This is a genomic window from Dokdonia sp. Dokd-P16 (assembly GCF_003095655.1).
Taxonomy (GTDB): Bacteria; Bacteroidota; Bacteroidia; order Flavobacteriales; family Flavobacteriaceae; genus Dokdonia.
Map to the genome: position 1 here is coordinate 3424471 of NZ_CP029151.1, position 24558 is coordinate 3449028.

A 24558-nucleotide genomic window follows, 5' to 3' on the forward strand; every position below is an offset into this window, starting at 1 on the left:
CGATGAAGAAAGAAGATAACAAAGGTGTTTGCCACGAGACTATATATAATAGAGTCTTTAAAGCGCATTCTAAAAATCTGTTTAATTTTCTTTATTACAAATTTGGGAACAACTACAATCCCGAAGATAAAGTACAAGAGGCCTTTATTAAGCTTTGGGAAAACTGCGCAAAAGTTTCTGAAGAGAAGGCAAAAAGCTATCTATTTACTATAGCAAATAACCTCACGCTTAACGCCTATGCACATCAGAAGGTGGTATTAAAATTTAAAAAGAATACCCCTAAAGATTATACAAATGAGACTCCAGAATTTGTACTTGAAGAACAAGAGTACCAGCAAAAACTTGAAAAAGCGATTGCAAATCTCACAGAGGCGCAGCGCACAGCTTTTTTACTAAACCGCGTAGAAGGAAAAAAGCACAAGGAAATTGCAGCGCTCTTAGGTATCTCTACAAAGGCAGTAGAAAAAAGAATTTACGGCGCTTTAAAAAAATTAAAAATAGAAATCACAGAGCTCAGGTAGGAAATATAACAACAACCTTGTTACATATATAGTAACGCTATGGAAAAAGAACAATTAATAAGTAAATGGCTCGATAACGAGCTTAGCGAGAGTGAGCTTCAAGCTTTTAAAAATCTTGAAGAGTACGATGACTACACGCGTATTTCTGATACCGTTAAACATCTAGAGATTCCTACTTACAACGTAGATAAACAACTTGAGGCGCTACATACACGTGTTAATGCTAAAAAATCTAAAGTGATTGCGTTAAAACCTTTCTTACGTGTCGCAGCAGTACTTATCCTATTTATAGGGGTTTACTATGCACTATCACTGAGATCTTCTAGTTCTGATCATTACACACAAACTGCTCAAAAAGAGTCCATCACTTTACCAGATAACTCCACAGTAATGCTTAACGCAATGTCTTCACTTACTTATGATAAAGATACGTGGGAAGCGCAACGCAATGTATCTTTAGAAGGAGAAGCTTATTTTAAAGTGGCAAAGGGAACTACTTTTAATGTGAAAACTTCAAATGGAACCGTAACGGTATTAGGGACACAATTTAATATCAAAAATAGAGATGAATATTTTGACGTAATATGTTATGAAGGTTCTGTAAAAGTAACAACCACAACTCAAGAAGTAATATTAAAAGCTGGAGACCGCTTTCGCGAAAGCGTACTTATAACAGGAACTACAATCCCAAGCACTCCAAAATCACCGTCTTGGATACGTAATGAAAGTTCCTTTGAAAAAACTCCCTTAAGAGAAGTTATTGCAGAATTAGAAAGACAATATCAAGTACATGTTAATGTAGACGAAGTATTTGCTCAAGAGCTTTACACAGGAACATTTACACACGATAATATAGATATTGCTCTCAAATCTATAAGTCTACCTTTTAATTTAACCTATACCAAAGAGGAAAAAAAGGTAACTTTAGCTCGTGATTAAAAAAGTTTTCTCAATACTTTTTCCTATAATATTCTTTTTATTTTTTTCTGATGTAAGATCTCAAGAGAATAATAGCGAGAGAATACCTCTAGTTGCTGTTTTAAAAAGCATCGAGACAAGGTATGACGTAAGGTTTTCATATGTAGATGAACTCGTTTCTTCCATTAAAATACCACGTATTTCAAATGATAAAACTCTTGACGAGGCGCTCCTTTTTATAACCAACTATACAGGCTATGATTTTGATAAACTTAATAATCGTTTTATAGTTTTAAGAGATCTCAATCGTCCTAGCGAAATTCAAGAACTCGATAATATTTACATTGCTTCCCTACTTACTTCTGGAATATCTAAATCTAGCTCTGGGGTTACTATAATAGCTCCAAAGCAATTTGGTATTCTCCCTGGAGTCATAGAGCCAGATGTACTACAAACAGTCCAAGCCTTACCAGGAATTATAAGCACCGATGAGACCGTATCTGATCTAAATATACGTGGAGGAACAAATGATCAAAACCTGATACTTTGGGATGGCATTAAAATGTATCAATCTGGACATTTTTTCGGACTCATATCTGCATTTAATCCATATTTAACTAAACGAGTTGAAGTCATAAAAAATGGCACAAGTGCACGGTATGGCGATGGTGTTTCTGGAGTACTCAAAATAGGACTAGAGGACAGCCTGTCTAATGAAAAAAGTGGAAGCATAAGTGCAAACTTGCTGCATGTAAAAGGGTTTGCTAGACTACCGCTCACAAAAAAATCTACTTTACTCCTATCTGCTAGAAGATCTCATACAGATATAACTGAAACGCCTACATACAGCAATTATACGAATCGTATTTTTCAAGATACAGATCTAGAAATGAGCGAAAATCTTCCCGTTTCTGCATCAAATATTAACTTCTTTTTTTATGATATTAGTGCAAAATACATCTACAACATAAGCGATCGTGATTACCTAAGTGTAAGCGCTACTACACTGTTTAACAAGTTAGAATACAATGAAAACACTACGGCTGCAGGAGTCTTTGCTCGTAGTGGTATAAATCAAGGAAATCGAGGTTTAAAAATTAAATATGCAAGACAGTGGAATCCACAATTTAAAACTGATCTTAATTTATATGCATCAAACTACAATCTAAAATCACGTAATTTTAATATAGAAAATAACCAGCAACTTGACCAAGAAAACGAAGTTCTTGACTTAGGTTTCACATTAAATACACATTTAAAGCTGAGTGATAATTTTAGGTGGGAAAATGGGTATCAATTTACAGAGATAGGAACTAGAAACCTCGCACAAACTAACAACCCGATATTTTTTAGAAATGAAAAAAATGTTACTCGCACTCAAGCCCTATTTACAGAGCTTTCTTTTCTCTCTAGCAACAATACCACACAATTTACTGTGGGCTCCAGAGCAAGCTACCTAAAGCGTTTTAACAAGCTTATTGTAGAGCCTAGACTACGTTTTAGTCAACGGTTTTTAAATTACTTTAAGATAAGTGCTCTTGGCGAGTTTAAAAACCAATCTATTTTTCAAATTATTGATCAGCCTAATGATTTTTTAGGACTTGAACGAAGAAGATGGGTCGCGGCAAATGAAGATAACTTACCTATATTAAGAAGCAAGCAAGCATCTGTAAGCCTAGATTACACTAGAAATAAATGGTTATTTAGTGTGGAGGGATATGTAAAAGAAGTCGCAGGAATTTCCTCGAGAAGCCAAGGTTTTCAGAACCAATTTCAATTTACAAATGCTACTGGATCCTATGATGTTACAGGGCTTGACTTTCTTACAAGCAAGCGGTTTAAATCTTTTACTAGTTGGCTCAGTTATTCCTATTCAAAAAACAACTATACTTTTGACGCACTAAATGAAAGCCGCAGATTCCCTAACAACAAAGACATTAGACATTCTGTAAGCGCAGGAACTTCGTATAGTCTGGAACGTTTTAAACTTTCGCTAGGATTTAATTGGCGCTCTGGAACACCATTCACACGCCCACAAAATCAAAGTATTCTACAAAATAATCAGATCGTTTATGAGAGACCTAACTCTTCATTATCAGATAGCTTTCTGAGATTTGATATCTCTACCATATACAATTTTAAAATACTTAAGAATGATGCTCAAATAGGCGCATCTATCTGGAATCTGTTTAACAACAATAATATCCTAAATACCTATTATCTTGTTGACAGTGAGAATGAAGTGCAGCAAATGACTGTAAAATCACTGGGCTTTACACCAAACCTTAGTTTTCAGTATAACTTTTAGTAAGTAATTGCGGCTGCTACGTGCTTTCCAGCTAGTTTAACTCTACCATTTAAAAAGTCTAGCTCGATAAGAAAATTACATTGCACTACTACGCCTCCTAGTTGCTCAATAAGAGCTACCACGGCAGCAGCAGTTCCTCCTGTAGCTAAAACATCATCATGCAATAATACTTTATCTCCAGGTTTGATAGCATCCCTATGCATCTCAAGAACATCTGTACCATATTCTAGAGCGTACTCCTGTGATATTTTTTCGGAGGGTAATTTATTAGGCTTTCTTACGGGCACAAATCCAGCGTTTAGTCTTTTTGCTAATAAGGTACCAAAGAAGAAACCTCTCGCCTCGATCCCTACTACTACATCAATATTAGTTTCTGGAACGAGTGTGTATAAAATCTCTTCCGCTTTCGCGAAAGCGTTTGCATCACCCAACAGTGGAGTTATGTCTTTAAAAGTAATTCCTTCTTTAGGAAAATCTTCAATATCTCTTATGTAATCTGAAATTTGTATCTAGTAAAGTTACCATTTTGAATTAAATCCTTTGAGACCGCTATCTTAATTATTAATTCTATTTGTGTAATTATTTGACTTCAAGTTTGATAGAAAAATATCAAAAAATAATTGCAATATTTATTTGATTTTATTTGTTTAAATGAAACAAACAGTTGTATATTTGCACCCCGAAACGAACGAGTAATTGTTCTTTTCAATTAGGCCTCGTGGCGCAACTGAATAGCGCACTTGATTACGGCTCAAGAGGTTACTGGTTTGAATCCAGTCGAGGTCACGAATAGCTTTGCAAAAAGCACCATAACTGCGCTAATCCTAGGATTAGCGCAGTTTTTTATTTTATATGGTTTTGTTTAATATCATTTAACTGCAAGCTTAATGGCAGTTATTAGGTAAGTAAAAATAAGAGTGGCAGTTTTTACTGCCATTTACTTAATTTTCTTATTTAAAATCCACTACACACTGATATACAGTCATTTAATTCTTATATTAACCTAATGACTTTATTATGCGTACTTCAAAAACCTTTTCTATTAGTTTCTGGCTAGACACTAAAAATGCAAAAAATGACGAATGTCCTATTTATGCACGTGTCAATGTCAATAAAAAGAGATTGAGCATCAGTCTCAAAAGGAAAATTCCAATCGAGAGTTGGAACTCAACTACTAAAAGATATCGAGGAAACTCTTCACAAGCAAAAGACTTTAATCGTTATTTAGAACTTTCAAAGTCAAGATTATTTAATTGCTATCAAGAATTACTTAATGAAGGAAAAGTGATTACCAGCAAAGCAATCAAAGATCGCTTTCTTAAAGACGATAGTCAATCTCATTCACTGCAAGAGCTTATTGCCTACCATACTAAAAAAATAGAGAGAACATTAACTCCTGGAACTATTAAAAACTTCGGAGTAACTGAGAAGTATATTAATAAGTTTCTGATACAGGAAAGGAATAAAGATATTTTATTAAGTGAATTAAATTTTCAATTTCTTTCTGACTTCTCTACATTTTTAAGTGCCTACTATCCTCAAGGCCATCCAAAGGCAATGAGCCATAACACGGTAATGAAGCATATCCAGCGTCTACGTAAAATGGTAACACTAGCATATAATCTAGAATGGATAGATAATGATCCCTTTAGAAGGTGGAAAATGACCTTTGAGAAGGTAGACAGAGAGTTTCTATCAAATAATGAGTTACTACTTATTAAGGATTATAAATTCAAATCCATGCGCTTGGACCGCGTAAGAGATCTGTTTGTTTTTAGTTGTTATACTGGCTTGTCTTTTATAGATATAAAACAATTGACTAAGGACAATATTTGGTTAGATGATACTGATACATGGATAAGTACATTTCGCCAAAAGACGAATACTAAGATTAAAATTCCTGTATTAGAACAAGCGCAAAGTATACTTGATAAGTATGAAGTTCACCCAGTCACTCAAGTCTCAGGTAGTTTACTGCCTATTATTACCAATGAAAAAGCAAATCTCTATCTCAAAGAGATAGCTAGTAAAGTAAATATCGAAAAAAACCTAACCTTTCATATGGCTCGCCACACCTTTGCTACAACCATTGCCCTAAGTAATGGTATGCCTATTGAAACTGTTTCGAAGATATTAGGTCACTCTAAAATTACTACGACTCAGATTTATGCTCGAGTAATGGATCATAAGATTAAAGAGGATATGGAGGCCGTTCAAGCTAGAATCAATAGCAAAACAAAAGAGCTTCAAGCAACTTCAATATCTAGAAATGTTATTGATACTTCCCCGTTAAATTTGTCTGAACTGACAAAAGATGAACTTATTGTAAAATTAAAAGAGGCTCTTGAACAGGCTAATAACTAGTAATTTCTACTTACATGCAGCTTATAATCGCTGTATTAACCTATTCATCAGATTAGTGTTTTTTGTGAGGATTCTACATGAACCCGTCATTCCCTCCCGATAAGTGATTTTCTTATTGGTTGTTGTATTTAAAGCATTATCAAATGACGCTAATACCACATAGTTAGAATCCTCATTAAGTACCGAAGACATTTCAATCACCTTACCTTTTAAAAAACCAAACTGCCTTTGTTCATAGTTATCTAAATCTATTTCAACAACCTGACCTAAACTTATACTACCATAATTAGTTGGAGGAATTTCTATTTCAGCAATAAATTGTCGGTTTTCATTAATGTTCTCTATTATGAAAATCTCTTTATTTGCTAGTATTATAGAATGATCGCTAAGCCTGTCCAGAAAATGAACTCTTCCTTCTGACTTAGCTTTAACCAGGTGATTATCCTCCCAAACTTCAATGGCAGCAATAAAATTCTCGATACTGTGATTAAAGGCACTTTGTCTACTCTTATCTACTAAATGATAATTAAGTCCTGCTATCGCCCTATCTGAAAGTAATACGGAAGATTGCAGTTGGCTGTTTGAGATGGCAACGATGTTGTCATTCAGCTTTTGTCTAGCAAGTAGTGTTTCCTTCTTAGTTCTCTCATAATCGATTGCCGATACTATTCCTTTGTTAAACAACTGCGCATATCGCTGTTCATTTTGTTCGGCAAGCGATAATTCTAATAAGACTTGATTTTTGGTATTCTCCAATACATCTACATTAATACTTCTCTCTTTATGACGATTGTTGAGCTTGTTCAGCTTGGCTTTGTGAATATCAATCTTTTGAGAATTGATATAAAGAAAGTAATTATTTTGAAGTATGTCCAATTGTTTTCTCAATGAACCTAGCCTTAGTGTATTGAGAGTTCTAAAACTCTCTTGATTGAGATTAAGATGTAAACCAACGAGTTGTTCGCTTTCGCGAAAGCTTAAACTATTCAATATTTGTTTTGCTAAACCTACATCTTCAAAACTTGCATTAGAGCGCAAAACTAGTAGAGTTTGATTTGCTAAAACCACTTCTCCATTATTAACAAGTAACCTCTCTATAGTTCCGCCCATTCTCGACACTATACTTTCAGGGGGGACTAACGTCGTTATTTTCGCCTTTCCTTGAACAATAACAGGGTATTTTACTAATAGAGAAAAGAATAATAGACCTACCAGTATGAAAACAATGAAAATATAGCTACGTCCCACAAATGTTATTGGTATAGATTCTATAAATTCTTTAGACTCTATATCTGACTCTTCTATAAATGTAGTTTGCCCTCCCATTATTTGCTTAGCTGTAGTTGATCCTTGATAAGGTTATAATAATTAGCTCTTTGAGCTACTAGCTGGGAATGGGTTCCTTTTTCTACAACAGCACCATCATGTAGAACAATTATTTGGTCTGCATTAATTACTGTACTCAATCTGTGTGCAATAATGACAACAGTTTTATTTTGAAAAAAATTTGATAATCTATTTGTAATTATGCGCTCGTTATCTGTGTCCAGCGCGCTAGTAGCTTCATCAAAAAACAAATAGTTTGGGTTTTTATAAACTGCTCTAGCTATCAGAATTCGTTGATATTGACCACTACTTAAACTCATAGATTCTTTGCCTATCATGGTGGATAGACCAGAAGGAAGATCATTGACAAAGTTTTCCATATTTGATACTCTCACTGCATTTTTGAGATTTTCTTTATTGACATAATTATTACTAAGAGTAATATTATAGCGAATTGTATCATTGAATATATGACTATCTTGAAGGATAACACCGCATTGAGATCTCCACTTTCTATGAGATAAATGATGTAATGATGTTTCTCCTAATCGTATTGTTCCTTTGTAAGTATCGTAATAACGTAAAAGTAATTTAAGTAAAGTGGTCTTCCCACTCCCACTATGACCTACAATAGCCGTAACCTTGTTCTTTGGAATTGTGAGACTCAAATTTTTAATCGTCCAATTCTTTATTCCTCGATATCTGAAACTAATATCTTCTAACAGAATATCATCAAGCTCTAACAGCTCATTATTGACTTTTGAGAGTTGTATTTCTTCTTCATCAAGATTATGTATTTCTGCTATCCTATTATATGAGATTTGAGCATCTTGAAAATCCCTTGAAAAGTTAATTAAAAGATTTAATGGCGTATTTAATTGTCCCACTATATAAGAGATAGCCAGCATAGCACCTAGAGTAATTTGTGAATTGATAACGAGCTTTGCAGCAATTACAATAATTACTAGATTCTTGATTTCATTTAAAAATCCGGCTCCTGCATCTTGATATTGTGTAACTTTTAGTTCGCTTACATTTAATTTATAAAGTTTAGCTTGAATCTGTTCCCAAGACTGTCTCTGTGCTCTTTCAATACCATAAAGCTTAATGTCTTGCATTGCGTTAATAAGCTCTAGCATTTTACTATTATCCTGACTCTGTACTTTAAATTGTTTATTATCAATCAATCTCCTTTTTTTTAAAAAGAATATAATCCATAAACAATAGCATAAACTACCAACAAGAAATAATGCAAATATTTGAAAACTGTAATAAGCTAATACAACACCCAAAACCAATATTGTCACAACAGAAAATATAACATCAAGTGATGAGACTGCCACAAAGTTCTGTATTCTTCTGTGATCATTAATTCTTTGTAATAAATCTCCAGTAAGTTTATTGTCAAAGAATGAAATAGGCAATCTCATTAACTTTCTAATAAAACTAGAAACCATGGCAACATTAACTCTCACGCTTATATGAAGTAAAATCCAATTCCTTGTAAGTTGGATAGCCATACGCCCCAAATAAAGAAATATTTGAGCTCCTAAAATAATATAAACAAAGTTTAAGTCTTGCCCTCTAATTCCAATATCAACTATACTTTGAGTTAGAAAGGGTACTAATGCTTGTAATAAACTACCAATTAATAGACCAATTACTAACTGCCATATGTATTTCTTATACTGAACCATATAGCTAAAGACAGTTGTCTTTGATGCTATTCCAAAATCTTTTGAATTGTTACTTGTCCTAAAACCTATGGGCTTCTCAATCAACAAGGCAACTCCTTCAGGTTTAACTTCATTTGAGTTACCCCAGTGTCGTTTAAACACATTTTCGTCAAGCTTGAGTAATCCCACTGACGGATCTGCTATTAGGTAAGTTGTTTTTCCAAATTTAGATTGGATTCCATATAGTACTACAAAATGATTTTGGTCCCAATGAAGAATCATCGGAAATGGTGCCTTTTTAATTTCAGCTAGTGATAGCTTAACCACTAAAGAATTATAGCCAAGCTCTTCAACAGCTTGAGAAAGAAAATGGAGATTTGTACCGTTGCGATTAGTTTCTGAAATATCTCTTAGCCTCTGTAAGCTAATTTCTTCTCCGTAATGTTTTGAGACCATACGCAAGCAAGCTGGCCCACAGTCTTTAGACTCAAGTTGTGAATAGAAAGAGAAATTTTTCACATTTAGATGATTGCTTTTGCAAATACTAATCTTTTAAAACAAAGTCTTGGTGACCTGTCTGCCAAAAAGCAAAAGAAAAAACATCTGCATACTCTTGATAATATTTTATTTTCTCGTCGACTGTTCCGTGACCAGCGTCTTTGTCTATGCGAAACAGAATTGGTTTGCTAGAGATAGAAAATTCTTGAGCCCTTGCAGCAAATTTGCCTGGCATCCATTTTGGCACTCTTGGATCATTTTCTCCTGCAGTGAGGAGTATGGCAGGATATTTAATATTCTTTTCTAAACTTAAATAAGGATCCATATTTATTAATCCACTTACTTGAGCAGCATCTTTAATCGTACCATATTCGAGCATATTTGATCCTCCTCCTCCTTTTCTTGCTTCACTTCTCAGAGGATTCATAATTGGAACTTCTGCAATAGCTGCTGCAAATAAATCTGGTCTATCCGTAACAGCTTTTCCAATCATTATCCCGCCGGCACTAGAACTATAAATTGCAATTTTATCCTTTGATGTAAAACCCTCATTTATCATATATTCTGCAGAGGCAATTAGATCTTTCCAAGTATTCTCTTTTTTATTCATCATTCCATCTTGATGCCATTGCTCTCCTTTCTCACCTCCTCCGCGCACGTGAGGAATACAGAGTATTCCACCAAGTTCTACCCAATGTAAAAATGTCGTAGAGTAAAACGGCTCTAAGGATGTTCCATATGATCCATATCCATAAAATAATGTTGGACTAGCTTCTTTAGGTTTTGCATCTTCATTGTAGATGATAGATAATGGAACCAATACGCCATCATGTGATACTACTTCTACTTCTCTTGATCTTATATTATTAAATTCAGGATAACTGGCTTTATCGCTTAATGGACTTAATTCAAAAACATTAGATTGAGTATGATATAAATATCGTTGATTATCCATTGTCCATCCTGATAAGCTTATGAAAATTGATTGTTCGTCTGATGGATTATTTTTTAATGAAATTGAACCTACATTCATAGGTAGTTCAATATTTAAACTTTCTCCATTTACACATTTATATAACTTTGAAGAGACGCCATTTTTTGTAGTTGTGAAATAAATTTCGTCACCATTAATTATAAAGCTTTGTAATATTTCGCCCTCGACTGGTTTGCAAATAAGTTCTGCTTTCGCGAAAGCAAAGTTTTCACTATTCACTTTATAGAGTGCATTTGATTCGAAATCTCGATTACTCTTAAATATATATATTCCTTTAAGAAAGCGTCCAGAATCAGTGTATAACAAATCATCTTTATCGTGTAATTTGGTCCAATTTGGAGTCCCTTTTGAAAATTCATTAATATCAGAAACATACGCTTCCCAAAAATTTTCAACGGTTGCTATGTAACCTATTATATATGGGTCATTACTGTTATAAAGCTTCGCTATAGGATAAACTCCCTTAGCATCAATATGAATATCTTTTTGAAGCCCTGTCCCAAAGACTCTTGTTAGAGATTTACTTGAAGCTCCTAGCCTATAAAGCACACTGTAATTGAGGTCTGATTCCTGCTCACCAAACTGTAAAAATGTAAAACCAGAATTGTCAGGTAACCAGGAAATACCAAGAAAGGATTCTGGTCTTGCTCTGGATATAACATCTGCTACTAGCGATTGATTAGAAACAGTCATGACGATTAAATCTGATATTTCCTTACCCGAGTTAGTGATGGCAATTACCACCTTTTTACCATCCCAAGATGGTTTAAAATAACTAATCACATTATTATCCACTTCACTATTAAAAGCTTTTGGATCATACAGCAACACCTCCTTGGCTTTATAGCTCTCTTTAAAGTAAAGACATGCTATATTTTCATTCTTTGTTCTCTTTAAATAGAAATGATTCCCATTTGCAATTATTTTGTTTTCAATTATAATTTCATCTATTCTATCCTCGTAAGCTATTAAAGTCTTGAGCATTTCATCTCTTCCAGAAATTCTATTTAATGTATTTATAGCAAGCTTATTTTGAACGTTGTACCAATCAGTATTGATAGTATCATTTTCATTCTCAAGATTCTGATAAGGATCTAATATAGTATGTGAGAAATACGTATTAGTGCTATCGCCTTTCTCAATAATGGGATATGTGAGAGCTATTTCCTGAGAAGAACAAGAAATACTAGCAAAAAAGAATACCGTGAGTATCCCAATTTTTGAAAGAAAACACCCTAAGTTATTTCTCAACATAGAGTGTTTAAGATTTTGACATTTAGTTTGCATTGCCGTGTCTAGGTGGTTTGATTTTATCCTTGTCGATGGTTCCATCGGCGCCAGTACCGCCAAAGATCTTTTCTGGATTCTTGATTTCTTTGTTTTTGAAATCATTAATTGATGTTGTTTTCATAATAGAGTGTTTTAATTATTCGATTACAAATTATGCTATTTTAATAGCAAACAACCTTAAATAACTCTATATGAAGTCGTTATTTATAAATTACGTATTATCAGCTACATCTTTTTCCCGCATCTTCTTCAAGTAAAAGGAAGGTTTCATCTGAGTATACTTAAAGAACGCCTTTGAAAAAGCTTCGCTATTTTTAAATCCTACTTCTTCACCTAGTGCCTTAATTTTGTAGTTGATCAATATAGGTTCTTCATCTAACCGCTTTAGTATATGCTCAACTCTGAGATCATTAATATAATTAGAGAAGTTTTTTCCTTGTGTTTTATTAATGACACGTGATACGTAAGTAGAATTTGAACCTATTTCTTTTGCCAGCTTATTCAGGGATATATCTTCATCAGTGAATCGTAGGTTCTCTTCAAAAATTTTCAGTTTTTCAACTATTAACACCTCAATCTCGTCTGCAATCGAAGCTTTGCTAGCTAGCGTGACAATTTTATGGTGTTCTCTTTTGGTTTGTAGTTCTTTAAAGAGTCTTGCATTTTTTATACTTCTTCTATAGAAGTATACTAAGGGTATGATCAGAATAATTAAACAAATTCCAAATACATAAGACATTATGGATGTGCGCTTATTTTTACCATTAAGCTTTGCAATTAAATCTTTCTGATCTTCAATGAGTTCAGGGGTCTCATACTTTCTTATAATTGTTTGGTTTAAATATTCTCTATTCCTAGCAAGGGAACTGTCAACTATTAGAAGCTGTCTTATGTAATCAAGTTCTTTTCCTGGGGAGTTCTTCTTACGATAATGAGTAACCAAATACTCATAAACCTCGCGCAGTTCCGGATACTCTTCATTATTTTTTCTGAAAATAGAATCTACTTTCTGATAGTAGAAAATACCAAGTGAAGATTTATTGTTTCTAAAAGCAACTTGCCCCAAGTAGTAATTTGTAATTGATTCCTTAAATGGATCCATAGGATTACTTTTTAACTTTAAAAAAGCCCTCTGTGATTCAATATAATTTGATGTTAGATACAAGTTTACTGCTTCAGCGTGTCGGAAATCAGACAAAAAATGAGTGTCTTGACCTTCGGTTGCTTCTTGAATTCCTTTCTGAATATAAATATTTGAAGAATCGTATTTCTTGTTTCTCTGATAGGAGAGTGACAAATTATATAACGTAATTAAATAATCTTCCCTATACTCACCATCTGATATTTCTAATGACTCTAAGAGATCAAAGTGTTCTTTATAGATTTCAAGAGCTTCTTCATAATTACCCCAGCGGTTTTTAAGAGCTCCTATGACCTGAGTTATTTCAATAAGTTGATAAGCGTTCCCTTTTTCTTTGGCAGAGTCGTATGCCTTTAAATAATTATCAAGTGCACTTTCATAATCACCTATTGCATAGTAGTTATAACCTTTTAATGAATAACCAATACTAGGATATGAATCACTATTTACTTCAGACGAGTATTGAATAATACTATCGGCAAATAAGATGTTTTTTTCTACTGTATAAATTCTTGCTAGAAGATCAAACGAACGCACCAACTCAAGCTTATTCTTCGAACCTTTTGCTTTTTGATTATAAGCAATCGCAATCTTCTCTGCCGTCTCTGTATTCTCAAAATTATTCCAAAAATCGTCCATTAATACCTCGAAAGATTTGCCCTTCAAACTATCTAAGTATTTGGTGTGGCTTTTCTGGCCTAATAAAATAAGCGTAGGAGTGAGTAATAACAAAAGGATGACTAATAGCCGTAAATGGAACATTTGTTCTTATTCTAAGGCATCAAAAACAGCTAAACAATAATGGTTTTAATCGCTGAATATATGCCTCTGGTATAGAGTATGGTTATGATTGTTTCTGTAATTTAATTATTATTTTAAAAGTTTTATTACATTTTAAACAATAATCACTTGATTATCAGGCATTTTCTTACAAAAATAATAATTCGGACGTAATTCATAAATAACGATGCTCTTTAAGCCCTCGTTTTATAAATCAATAGTTTTGGTCGTACTCACCCTATAAAATATGTGGACACTTATATTAATTTACAGCAAAACTAAAATTGGTGACAATTGCATCTATCTTACAGGAATTTCAAATTAATCTAGTCGATAAAAGAGATTTAGAAGAAGATAAATTACGTCAAGTTTTGGACTTGATGAATTTGAGCCAACAGTGTCTTTGTAACTTAAGAGATTTTATAAGCAGAAATAATTTTACCTCTAGTCAACAAGAAATTCATTTTTTTAAAACCCAAAAACAAATACCTCAAACAGAACTAGTTTTTCAAGCGAGCTTAAAACACTTTATGTTTAACATTCCACAATGTGAAAAAGAATCACAGCTTTCATTTTGTGACAAAGAACTCAAGAAACTTAATTTATATTTCACTAAACATAATGAGTTTATAAATTATATGCGTCTAGGCAGAAAAGATTTAGACTTTTACTATTTCATTAGACCTTCAGAAGTTGTTGGCTTTGAATACTCAGAACCCTTTTTTAGAGATCCTATATTTTCATCAAGTAGAGATTTATGTTTGAGCAGATTAACTGCATATAAGCGTTTTGCAGACTTCATAATAGATTATAAATCTAAGTTAACTCAAATCTCTAGTCATAAAGCGTTAAACAAATCTTGTCCATCTAATTTAGAATGGACAGGATCTAAAGCAGCAATTACAGAATTAATTTATGCGCTACATAGTAATCGAATCATTAATAATGGTACGGTTGAAATTAAAGAAATCGCTAGAGCATTTTCAAGTATGTTTAATTATGAAGTGGGCGACATCTATAAAACCTATTCAGAAATAAAAGCACGAAAAATGAGCAGAACAAAATTTTTAGACGATCTCTCGGTTAGTCTTCTGTCTCAAATAAACAATTCAGAAAGTTAAAATTAGTCCCGTACTCGGTTGACCTCCTGATTTAAAAACTATAACGGATATTTATTAAGTTACGCTTTCGCGAAAGCATAACACACCCTACAAAACACTTTATAAATCACTATTTACCAATGTGTTAAACTTTAACCATAGTAGGGTCAAACTAGTGAACAAAACTAGATAATAAGCAACAGATTTGTGGAATAGAAGTCAAATCAGGTCAAAGAGTAGCAATGAGAAACGAGAGTGTTTAAGTTGGCTCTTTTACCACAATCCACTTTATCATGCCAACAAATATTATTACAACAGACGATTTAAGGGAATTCAAAATGGAATTGCTCGATGATATTAAAAAGCTACTATCCAAAAAGGGTTCAGGTAACCTCAAGAGATATCTCAAATCTTCTGAAGTCATCGAGATGTTAAGAATAAGCCCAGGTACATTACAAACCTTGCGAATTAATGGAACCCTTCCTTTTACTAAAATAGGAGGCATTCTCTTTTACGATAGTGAAGATATTGGAAATATAATGGAAGCTAATAAAGTTAAAATTAACCAAGGATGAATTATATAAAGCTTCTAAACAGCGCTTTTGAAAAATTCTACACGGATGATCGCCTTAATCCATCTCATATTAGCTTGTACATGGCTCTTTTTCAAGAGTGGAATAGTAGTCGTTTTTCTACAGAATTCTATGTAAGTAGACTGCACGTCATGCGTGCTGCAAAAATAGGCTCTAAGTCTACATATCATCGATGCATTACAGACTTGGATTCTTGGGGCTATCTCTTCTACTTCCCTTCCCATAACCCATATAAGGGTAGCAAATTGAAGATGGCCATTTTATGTTCTACTACTGAAACAGTACAGGGACAGTACAATCCCGTATTAGAACAAGTTGCAGCACAGTACCATCCCAAAACTGTACCTGAAACAAAACAGCACAGTCCCAGTTATGAACAAGCTCAAGACGAGTACCGTCCCATGAATGGACAAGCACTGGTATCTAAAACAAACAATACTAAACAAGAAAACTTAACTAAACAGTCAAAGGACTGGCAGACACTTATTTCATTTTTTGTAGATAAAGGTTTTGATGCCGTAGAAGCAAAAAAATTCTATCAATACTATAAGCAACGAGAATGGAAAACAAGCGATGGAAAGCCTATTCGTGATTGGCGTGCACTTGCTATTAGCTGGATGGATCGCGCAGAAATTTTTGCATCAAAAACAAAACAAAACCTAAGTCAGGTGTCCCAAATACAGGACAACTTGCGAACCACTAAATACAAAGATTATGGACAACCCCTCTAAAATCATCGAAGGAGCTGTTGAATATTCTATTGGTAAGTTTGATGGAAAAAGTGTCGTTTATGATTTTCCTAAAATCTTAATCTATCTCAATGCAAAAGGAAAACTCCTTTTTGGACAAAAATTTAAGATCTATGAGGAAGACAAAGATATTTTGCTCAAGCTCTGCTCCTATTTTATCAAAGATAAAGTTAACTGTAAAGCATATGGTATTGATCTAGAAAAAGGAATCTTACTTAGTGGCCCCGTAGGCTGTGGTAAGACTAGTTTAATGAAATTATTACGCTATATCGTACCGTTTCAGAGACCTTATGAGATAATTCCATGCAGGAATGTTGTTTTTGGTTTTAATTGTATCGGATTCAAGACCATCGAAGATTATGGTAACACTAAATTCTTTTGCTTTGATGATTTAGGTATAGAACCTGCTGGGCGCTTCTATGGTAAGGATTTGAATGTAATGGGTGAAATTCTTCTCTCCAGATACGATCTCTACAAACAAACAAAGCATAACCTAAAAACACACGTAACTACAAATCTCAATGCAGAAGAGCTTGAAAAGCTTTACGGAGATCGAGTACGCAGTCGGATGCGAGAACTATTTAATTTAATTGCCTTCGATGAGAGAGCTGTAGATAAAAGGGTGTGATTTATTTATCACGTATCATTTTGAATATGGTTGACACTATTTCTAGAATACTATTGACGAGTGATACAAAGAACTGATCCATAATTATAATTTGATGTGATTATTTAAACTTCTATAAATTGCTTTTGCAATATGTGTTGGGCTCTCATCATTAGAAAGAAATCTCTCCTCATCCCAATTACTCAAAAATCCCAACTCGATTAATATTGCAGGTACATGAGAGTTACTATCTCTCAGTATTTGAAAATTTCCAAACTTGACTCCCCTACTCTCAAATCCCAATATTATTTTAAAAGACTTCTGCAACCTATAAGCAAGCCAAGTAGCTTCATGAGAATATTTAGATTTCTCATTGGAAACATAAACTTCTACTCCTCTCGCATTTGGATTATCGGAATGATTACAATGCAAAGACACGAATAAATCTGCCTTTATTGTTTTAGCTAGTTTCGTTCTATGTGATAACGAAATTAAAGTGTCACGATACCTCGTGAGATAAATATCAAGCGGTTCTCCTAATTTCTTATTAATGGCTACTATTTCTTCCGCTATTGAAAGAACAATATCTTTTTCAAGCACTCCATTTGGTCCAACCGCACCAGAGTCAAATCCACCATGCCCAGGATCGATTACAATTCTTCTTTTTTCATTTTCGCCTTGAGCTAAAACAACACAAAACTGAAGTAGTAAAAACACAAAACTGACGTTTTTGAACACTTTTTTCAATTCAGATTTTCTTTTTTCAAGCATATCAAAATCTATTCTCATTATAATTTGAACTCATTTAATATCAAATAGATGCAAATGAATTTAAAATTAATTTTAATTACAAATAATTGATTTTCAGTTATTTACAATCAAATATATGTAAATTTCAATTATCGAAAACAAACTAAATATCTAAAGCATTTCATTATGAAAAAATCAATTTATCTAGCAACTTTTCTATCGTTGTTATCGTCGTCACTTTTTGCACAAATAGGAGGTATTGAAGACTCTGTAAATGATGTGGGAGATACCATAAGAACCATTTTTCCCATTCTCCTAGGTGTAATATTCTTAGTAGGCTTTCTATTTAATGCAGGTCACTTCTTTGGTGAAAACGCAGATCTTAAAAAAGGAATTACAAGAGTCCTAGTATTTGTACTTATAGCAGGAGCTGTTGTAGGCATATTTACTTATTTGATAAGCATCGTTGTGTAATGAAGCGCTTTGAAATTTATAAGAATATTAGAAAGCGGGCAATCATTTTTGGATTGCCCATTTCCCTATTTGCTTTAATGATGGTCTCCATTCTAGCCTCTTTACTGGTTATCATCTTCTCATTCAGTTTTCCTACAGTGATAGGTGCAATGTTTTTAAATGCTGCATTATATATCGCCCTAGGTCGTGTTAATAGCAAACCTCACCTATTCCAAATCGGCAATTCCTTTCCTCTAATTATCAGCAATAAGAAAAACTCAACAATTGATTATGAAGAAGATTGACTTTGCTGGATACAATCCAATCGTAGATATTCAAGACAATATCATTTTTGCAAACAACGGTAATGTCGTGTTGTGTTATGAAGGAATTCTTCCAGAGATTTACTCGCTATCTGAAAAGGATTTTGAAGATATGCACGGCTCCTGGTTTCAAGCGCTCAAGTCACTACCTACAGGCACTGTTGTTCATAAACAAGATATCTACTTAAAAAAAGATTATGACGCTAGTGAGTTGCCTAACACCACCTTCTTAGAACAGGCAACACATAAGCACTTCACGGGAAGAGAACATATGTCTCATCGCTGCTTCATTTACTTCACTCTCACAAAAAATAAGACGCTAAATAATGCCAAGTATATTAATCCATTAAAGAAAACTGAAAAGGGAGTTGTTCAAAAAATGGACAACTCCGTTTCAAGATTTATAGGAGCTGTTAATGATTCTATATCATTCATTAATAATAGTAGAAAGATGAAATTTATTTCGCTTAAAGCGAAAGAGATACAGGACCTAACAAACGATTATTTTAATGGATTCAATCAAGGCTTTGATACAGATATACTATTAGAAAAGAAAAGCGTCAATATAGGCGAAAACTATTTTGATGCCCTTGCCATCAATAGCGAACTGTGCTTTGGCGAAAGTGTACAGAGTAGCAAAACCAATGAGAAATTCACGTCTGACGATTTTGTATTTCATCAAGGGTTTATTGATGGTCTAGGGCTTACGCTTAATGAGAACCATATTGTTAATCAGATTCTATATCTAGACGACAAACAAAAATGGCGAAAGCTCCTTGACAAAAAAGTAGAAGAGCTTAATAAAAGTTCCAATTTTGGCTCTCAGAATAAAGTCGTTCTCAAAAAAATTGAACATATCTTAAACCAAATCAATGCCGATGATAATGCTCGAATCATACGCGGGCATCTCAATGTAATATACTGGGATAAGAATCCAGAAAACCTTGCGCAAATAGGTTCTAGAATCAAAACTGAATTTAAAGAACTTGATATCATTCCCTATTACCCTCGTGGAGAAGAACGCAAAAATTACATTTTAAATAGTTACTGCTGCTTCTCTTCTAATTTCTCAAACGCAGATTTATATGTAACAGACCTAAAACACGCATTATGTTTATTTATAAACAACACAAACTATAAATCTGATGAAACTGGGATAATCTTCAACGATAGACAGTACAACATTCCTGTATTGAAGGATGTTTGGGATGAGCGTAAAAAAAGAATTAAAGCTAGAAATTTTGCCATTTTTGCTCCTACCGGTGAAGGGAAATCATTTTTGGCGAATAATATACTCCGACAGTATTTTGAAAGCGGAGTACGTTTAGTCATTATTGACTTAGGAGGTTCTTATACAAAATTTGCAAAGTTATACCCAGAGCAGTACACCGTATTACGCTATGAGAGCGGTAAAAACTTGGGCATCAATCCATTTTATATTAGTCATAAGGATGATCTTTCTCCTGAACGTTTAGAGGATTTATCCATCTTCTTATTTGAGCTATTTGGATCAGATTTAAAAGTCACAAAAGCACAATCTGTATCCGTTAAGAAGATTTTACAGCACTATTATAGTAATATCCTTGATAACCACTCTCTTGATGGTTTCTATAGTTTTATAGAAGATAATCAAGCTCATCTACTTAGTGATTTAAAAATCCATCCTGACTACTTTAATGTCATAGGCTTCTTGCATGTGATGTCAGAGTATGTTGGCGATGGTCTATATAGTTTTCTATTTGAGATAAGTGAAGACCAAACCTACAAGATTGAAGACAAGCGCCTCATCGTTTTTGAACTAGATGAAGTAAAGGATAATAAAGAAATTCTTTCTGTAATGCTTAAGCTCATTAAATCTGCAATCCAACGAACCATATGGAAGAATCGTGCAGAGAAAGGTATCATACTATTTGATGAGTTTGCAAAGCAACTGAAATTTGACAATGTCCTCGAAAGTGTTGAATTCTACTATCAAGCCATACGTAAGCAAAATGGAGCTATTGGGATTATTCTACAATCTATCAACCAACTACCTGATAATTCTACTTCTGCTAGTATTCTTGAAAATACTCAAGTAGTCTACAGCCTTAATAATGAAAAAGGGTATGATGAATTAGTAAAACGGCTGAACCTCTCAAGCCACGATCTTAATCAATTAAAGTCTATTAGAAATAACCTTACTGGCCCTCGAAAGTATACAGAGATGTTTATCAAGATTGGAAAGGAAAGTAACATTTTCCGTCTTGAAGTTCCAAAAGAAGTCTATGCAGCCTACCTCACTGATGGTAAAGAAAACGAGGAAATCATGAAGCTTTTTGAAAAGCATCTCGATATGCAAAAAGCAATTATTGAATTCACATCTAAAACATAATATTATGAAAGTAAAAATTATCACATTGGCAATAGCTGTTCTTTTCAGCTTCAACTTGAAAGCTCAGGGAGCTCCTGTGTATGACAACACGAACTTTGTTAGTCTAGTAAAGTCCCTTATCGAATCTGCAAAACAAACATCGCAACTATTAAAAACTGTACAGTTTTTAAAACAACAAAAAGAGAACTTAGAAAAGGTTAATAGCGTAATTCAACAATTAAAAGCTGTGCAGGAGATCACTAATAATAACCAGCACCTCATTAACGTCATGCAAGATGACTTATATGAAATTTTGAACTCCCCTTTTATCAAGGCTGATGAGATTACAAGAGTTTCAAATTCCTTCAGTTCAATTGTAGAAAATTCACTAGACACCATGGACTTTATCGACCAGATATTGTCGAGTGACTTCCTCAAGATGAGTGATGCAGATCGCGCAGATATTCTCAAACAAAAGGAGCTTGAGTCCAAGGAGATGGTATCTAATATCACTGTCAAAACTAAACGCTATCAAGACATCATATCATTTAGGAAAATGCAGGATAAGATTAATAATCGCGAAACAGGTTATTGATATGACCGATTTACTCCTTGTAGGTTTTGGGTTAGAATATGTGGATGCGGTTTTCCAAACCATCCAGAATAGTAGCTTCTCTCAATATACAATTGCAGGCATGAAAACTCTTGCTATACTCTTCTTTCTTGTCAATATACTCAAGAAATATAATGAAGGAATTGCAGACAAGGATGGTTATTCTTGGGGATTAAGTCCTGGAGAACTTGCTAAAAATTTTGCTATTGTAGTGCTTGTCATATTTTCGACGCAAGTCTTAGGCTTCTTTGATGCAATCTTAGTGTCTGTAGAAGGTCAGTACAGAAGCACGGCTCCTGCATTACTTCCTTTACAAATGCAAGACATACCCATCGAGGAAGATATAAGTCTAATCGATGCTGCTACAAACGCAATGACCCTTCTATACGAGCTTCTAGTAACTCCGCTCTACGGTTTTAAAATGCTAGCATTTATCGCAGGGATGATTTTGTGGATATTAGATCTCTTTATCTATCCCCTATTTCTAGCAGAACGCTTTTTCCTTCTTGGCATTATGCAAGCCTTCTTTCCTCTTGTGATAAGTCTCGCTGTATTTGAAAAATTTAGGTCACTGGCTTATAACTTTTTTAAACTATACGCTGCTGTCTATATGCTTGTCCCTGCATTCTTTCTTGTCAATGTATTTGTAAATGCTATTTATACAGAAATCAACTCCAATTTCTGGAGTGAGCTTTTTGGAACAGATACCGCTCAAGGTTTTTTTGCTCCGGTAGTTCAGCTAGGCTCTGTAGGTTTTATCGTTTTTCTCAAATTCAAACTCTACAAGCGTGCTACTTCATTCACGCTACGTCTATTCAGCAATTAAATCTGTTATACTATGAAAACACCTTATAAGAATATAACTTCAGTGCTCAAGCTCAACCGTATTATTGTACTGAGTGTAATTGTATGCTCACTTGCCTCAAGTTCCTTCTCACTATGGATGGCATATAATACTAATGAGAAAGCGCTTAACAATGCTTTTGCAATCAATACAGATGGAAGTGTCATACCGCTTAAACTAGTCACGCAGAAAGCAAATTTCCAAGTAGAAGCCCTGGCACATTTAGAACTCTTTCACCGCTATTTCTACAATATAGATGCTAGCAACTATGAGATTAATTTAGAAAAGGCTTTATGGCTAGGGAATAGCTCTGTAGACAATATTTACAGGCAAAAGAAATCTGATGGCGTATACAACAGATTATTACAATACTCTCTTGTTCAAAAAGTGTTACAAATTGAGTCACAATTAAAAGAAGAACACGGAGCATACACTTTTACTACAACCACCTCTTTTGAAATAAACCGAGGTACCATCGTAGATAGTTATGAACTCATAACTACGGGCTCATTAATAGTTGTGAATAGGAACTTCCCCAATAATCCTCACGGACTTTTAATCACAGATTACTTTGAAAGTAGTCTAAAAAAAATAAACAATGAAAATTGAAAAAAACAAAATCGTATTTGCCTCAGTTCTTGCTGTCATCTTCATATTCCTTATAGCATATTCAATGCTATTAATGGGAGATGATGATATGGAGAGTGACAATCTTGAGCAATATCTTATCCCAGATATAAGTGACAATCAAAAAGAATACACTTCCAAGTTAGATGCTATTAATGATTTAAAAAAAGTCCGCGAGAACAACGCACCCAGCATCTATGATGAAAAGCTTATTGACTCACTAGGTTTTTACGATCCAGACTTACCCGAGAAAGAAAAAGAGCGTATCGTAGATAGCATTTACAATGCAGGTAACATAATCTATTCAGATAGGAATTACAGCAGTATAAAGGCAAAAAGAAATATTACAAAAAAGTCAAAAATTGATAGCGCTGAACAAGAAAGAGAACGAAAGATTAAAGTTAAAGAACTAGGTCTGGAGCATCAGCTCTTCTTTGCTGCAGCTCCAAAGCCCAATGTATCAGACAATTCAGGTACGACAGATAAAGCTATCTATGTTGTAGTTGATGGCAGCCAAGTAGTACAATCTAATTCTCGCATCCGTATGCGATTAATAAAGGATGCTATAATAAATGATAAGAGAATAGCTAAGAATACCCCTATTTATGGCTTTATAAGCTTCCAACCCAATCGGGTGCTTATATCTATTGAGGCTATAAATCACGCTCCTACTAGTTTAAAAGCTTTTGATTTACAGGATGGTAGTGAAGGCATCTACATAGAGAACAACTTCCGAGCAGAAGTAACTAGTGAGGTCGTAGAGGATGTGCTTCAGGATATAAATATTCCTAGCGTTCCACAAGTGAGTGGTATTACAAAACTCTTAAAACAGAAAAATCGTAACCTAAAAGTTACCGTACTGAACAATTATAAATTAATCCTTAAACCAAGCTTATGAAAACTGTGATACTTATAATGATCGTTGGATTTTCCGCTTTCGCGAAAGCGCAACAAACCTTACCACTAGATACCATTTATGCAAATGAATTTAAGAACGTAGCTCTCTTTTTTCCTGAACCAATCCGGCAAGGAATTACAGGCTCAGACAATTTTGTATTTACCTTCAATAGAGAAAAAGAACAATACTTTGGTTTACTGCAGGCGAAGCCAGGAAAAGAAAGTAATCTACTGGTAATCAATAACAAAGGCGCAATTTTTTCGTATCTTATACGCTATAAATCAGCACTTAGCAAGCTTAATTACTTTGTAGAAACATCAGAAAGTATAGGTAATGAAAATCCAAAGCTTTCAAAGGTTGACCAAGCTATAACAAAAGAAGCAGATATTAATAATAATAATACGTTCTACTACAATAAGTTTTGTGCCTATTTATTAGAAAAGAATCAGAGAATAGGAAGAATAAAAAATGTCAAAGAGAATATCGTATTGAGTGTCGAAAATATCGTTTTTGATAAAAATGAGCTTTACTTTGAAATACAAATCGAAAACAATTCAAGCCTAGATTATGATCTCAATTTTTTAAACCTCTCTATTGAAACGAGACAAAAAGGAAAGAAAAAATCTTTGCAAAGTATTGTCATAAAGCCCATGTACAAATTTGGACTACCATCCAGAATTGAAGCGAATCAAAAAACGAAGCTAATTTATGTCGTTCCAATGTTTTCGCTGAGTGATGACAGAAGAGCTGTATTAGAATTAAACGAACTCAATGGAGAACGAAATATTAAACTTAACGTATCACATAGATTTATTAATAATCCTAACTAATCCAT

At 33.9% G+C, this 24558-nt stretch carries 23 protein-coding genes and 1 tRNA gene; 16 read left to right on the forward strand and 8 right to left on the reverse strand.

From position 1 onward, the window contains the following. The first annotated feature begins 2 nt into the window (after positions 1–2). Genes DCS32_RS15230 through DCS32_RS15240 form a run of 3 tightly spaced genes read left to right on the forward strand, consistent with a single transcriptional unit; the run spans position 3 to position 3747 of the window. Positions 3–521: an RNA polymerase sigma factor gene (locus tag DCS32_RS15230; protein ID WP_108879062.1), complete on the forward strand. Its 519-nt coding sequence runs from the start codon at positions 3–5 to the stop codon at positions 519–521. A 39-nt stretch (positions 522–560) separates the two neighbouring features. Further along, positions 561–1460 carry a FecR family protein gene (locus DCS32_RS15235; RefSeq protein ID WP_108879063.1) on the forward strand — a complete coding sequence of 300 codons (900 nt, stop codon included), beginning with the start codon at positions 561–563 and terminating at the stop codon, positions 1458–1460. After that, a complete protein-coding gene (locus tag DCS32_RS15240; RefSeq protein ID WP_108879064.1) occupies positions 1453–3747 on the forward strand; it encodes a TonB-dependent receptor plug domain-containing protein in 2295 nt (764 codons plus the stop codon). Before DCS32_RS15235 ends, DCS32_RS15240 begins: the two co-directional genes overlap by 8 nt. Here DCS32_RS15240 and DCS32_RS15245 read toward each other — a convergent pair. Next, positions 3744–4256 carry an adenine phosphoribosyltransferase gene (locus tag DCS32_RS15245; protein ID WP_108879065.1) on the reverse strand — a complete coding sequence of 171 codons (513 nt, stop codon included), beginning with the start codon at positions 4254–4256 and terminating at the stop codon, positions 3744–3746. The genes DCS32_RS15240 and DCS32_RS15245 overlap by 4 nt on opposite strands. 203 nt (positions 4257–4459) lie before the next feature. Between DCS32_RS15245 and DCS32_RS15250 the strand changes: the two genes are divergently transcribed. Further along, positions 4460–4533 (forward strand) — tRNA-Arg (locus DCS32_RS15250). Positions 4534–4764: 231 nt separating this feature from the next. Next, a complete protein-coding gene (locus tag DCS32_RS15255) occupies positions 4765–6111 on the forward strand; it encodes a site-specific integrase (RefSeq protein ID WP_108879066.1) in 1347 nt (448 codons plus the stop codon). A gap of 21 nt (positions 6112–6132) precedes the next feature. On the opposite strand, the gene DCS32_RS15260 is transcribed toward DCS32_RS15255, so the two are convergent. The 5 genes from DCS32_RS15260 to DCS32_RS15275 form a co-directional block, all read right to left on the reverse strand. Next, positions 6133–7437: an HlyD family secretion protein gene (locus DCS32_RS15260; RefSeq protein ID WP_108879067.1), complete on the reverse strand. Its 1305-nt coding sequence runs from the start codon at positions 7435–7437 to the stop codon at positions 6133–6135. Continuing rightward, positions 7437–9632 (reverse strand): peptidase domain-containing ABC transporter, encoded by a 2196-nt coding sequence (locus tag DCS32_RS15265; RefSeq protein ID WP_108879068.1) that lies wholly within the window; start codon positions 9630–9632, stop codon positions 7437–7439. Before DCS32_RS15265 ends, DCS32_RS15260 begins: the two co-directional genes overlap by 1 nt. A gap of 25 nt (positions 9633–9657) precedes the next feature. Further along, on the reverse strand, positions 9658–11859 hold the full coding sequence (locus DCS32_RS15270) for a prolyl oligopeptidase family serine peptidase (RefSeq protein ID WP_162533671.1): 2202 nt from the start codon (positions 11857–11859) through the stop codon (positions 9658–9660). Between the two features lie 22 nt (positions 11860–11881). Beyond that, positions 11882–12016, reverse strand: coding sequence for a hypothetical protein (locus tag DCS32_RS16305; RefSeq protein WP_262497445.1), 135 nt, complete (start codon positions 12014–12016; stop codon positions 11882–11884). A 90-nt stretch (positions 12017–12106) separates the two neighbouring features. Next, positions 12107–13675 (reverse strand): helix-turn-helix domain-containing protein, encoded by a 1569-nt coding sequence (locus DCS32_RS15275; RefSeq protein WP_162533672.1) that lies wholly within the window; start codon positions 13673–13675, stop codon positions 12107–12109. A 428-nt stretch (positions 13676–14103) separates the two neighbouring features. Here DCS32_RS15275 and DCS32_RS15280 point away from each other — a divergent pair, with 428 nt between their 5' ends. The 4 genes from DCS32_RS15280 to DCS32_RS15295 all read left to right on the forward strand — a co-directional run bounded on the left by DCS32_RS15280 (position 14104) and on the right by DCS32_RS15295 (position 16886). Then, the gene (locus tag DCS32_RS15280; RefSeq protein ID WP_108879071.1) at positions 14104–14937 is read left to right on the forward strand and encodes an RteC domain-containing protein; all 834 of its coding nucleotides are present in this window, start codon (positions 14104–14106) and stop codon (positions 14935–14937) included. A gap of 272 nt (positions 14938–15209) precedes the next feature. Further along, positions 15210–15491 (forward strand): helix-turn-helix domain-containing protein, encoded by a 282-nt coding sequence (locus DCS32_RS15285; RefSeq protein ID WP_108879072.1) that lies wholly within the window; start codon positions 15210–15212, stop codon positions 15489–15491. After that, the gene (locus tag DCS32_RS15290; protein ID WP_108879073.1) at positions 15488–16240 is read left to right on the forward strand and encodes a hypothetical protein; all 753 of its coding nucleotides are present in this window, start codon (positions 15488–15490) and stop codon (positions 16238–16240) included. The genes DCS32_RS15285 and DCS32_RS15290 overlap by 4 nt, the downstream gene beginning before the upstream one ends. Continuing rightward, positions 16224–16886, forward strand: coding sequence for an ATPase (locus DCS32_RS15295; RefSeq protein ID WP_108879074.1), 663 nt, complete (start codon positions 16224–16226; stop codon positions 16884–16886). The genes DCS32_RS15290 and DCS32_RS15295 overlap by 17 nt, the downstream gene beginning before the upstream one ends. An 84-nt stretch (positions 16887–16970) precedes the next feature. On the opposite strand, the gene DCS32_RS15300 is transcribed toward DCS32_RS15295, so the two are convergent. After that, entirely contained in the window at positions 16971–17654 is a 684-nt protein-coding gene (locus DCS32_RS15300) for an N-acetylmuramoyl-L-alanine amidase (RefSeq protein ID WP_239057531.1), read from the reverse strand. 147 nt (positions 17655–17801) lie between these two features. On the opposite strand from DCS32_RS15300, the gene DCS32_RS15305 reads away from it, so the two are divergent. Then, positions 17802–18089: a hypothetical protein gene (locus DCS32_RS15305; protein ID WP_108879075.1), complete on the forward strand. Its 288-nt coding sequence runs from the start codon at positions 17802–17804 to the stop codon at positions 18087–18089. 16 nt (positions 18090–18105) lie between these two features. Here DCS32_RS15305 and DCS32_RS16330 read toward each other — a convergent pair whose 3' ends face one another. After that, positions 18106–18288, reverse strand: a complete 183-nt coding sequence (locus DCS32_RS16330; protein ID WP_162533673.1) for a hypothetical protein — start codon at positions 18286–18288, stop codon at positions 18106–18108. A 71-nt stretch (positions 18289–18359) separates the two neighbouring features. On the opposite strand from DCS32_RS16330, the gene DCS32_RS15315 reads away from it, so the two are divergent. The 6 genes from DCS32_RS15315 to DCS32_RS15340 are packed head-to-tail and all read left to right on the forward strand — an operon-like array spanning position 18360 to position 24553. Next, entirely contained in the window at positions 18360–20762 is a 2403-nt protein-coding gene (locus tag DCS32_RS15315) for a TraG family conjugative transposon ATPase (RefSeq protein WP_108879077.1), read from the forward strand. A 4-nt stretch (positions 20763–20766) separates the two neighbouring features. Beyond that, on the forward strand, positions 20767–21336 hold the full coding sequence (locus DCS32_RS15320) for a conjugal transfer protein (protein WP_108879078.1): 570 nt from the start codon (positions 20767–20769) through the stop codon (positions 21334–21336). A 1-nt stretch (position 21337) separates the two neighbouring features. Next, a complete protein-coding gene (locus DCS32_RS15325) occupies positions 21338–22180 on the forward strand; it encodes a hypothetical protein (RefSeq protein ID WP_108879079.1) in 843 nt (280 codons plus the stop codon). Between the two features lie 12 nt (positions 22181–22192). Beyond that, positions 22193–22807 (forward strand): conjugal transfer protein TraK, encoded by a 615-nt coding sequence (locus DCS32_RS15330; RefSeq protein ID WP_108879080.1) that lies wholly within the window; start codon positions 22193–22195, stop codon positions 22805–22807. Next, positions 22797–23723 carry a conjugative transposon protein TraM gene (traM, locus tag DCS32_RS15335; RefSeq protein WP_108879081.1) on the forward strand — a complete coding sequence of 309 codons (927 nt, stop codon included), beginning with the start codon at positions 22797–22799 and terminating at the stop codon, positions 23721–23723. Before DCS32_RS15330 ends, traM begins: the two co-directional genes overlap by 11 nt. Next, positions 23720–24553: a DUF4138 domain-containing protein gene (locus tag DCS32_RS15340; RefSeq protein ID WP_108879082.1), complete on the forward strand. Its 834-nt coding sequence runs from the start codon at positions 23720–23722 to the stop codon at positions 24551–24553. Before traM ends, DCS32_RS15340 begins: the two co-directional genes overlap by 4 nt. The last annotated feature ends 5 nt before the right edge of the window (positions 24554–24558 follow it).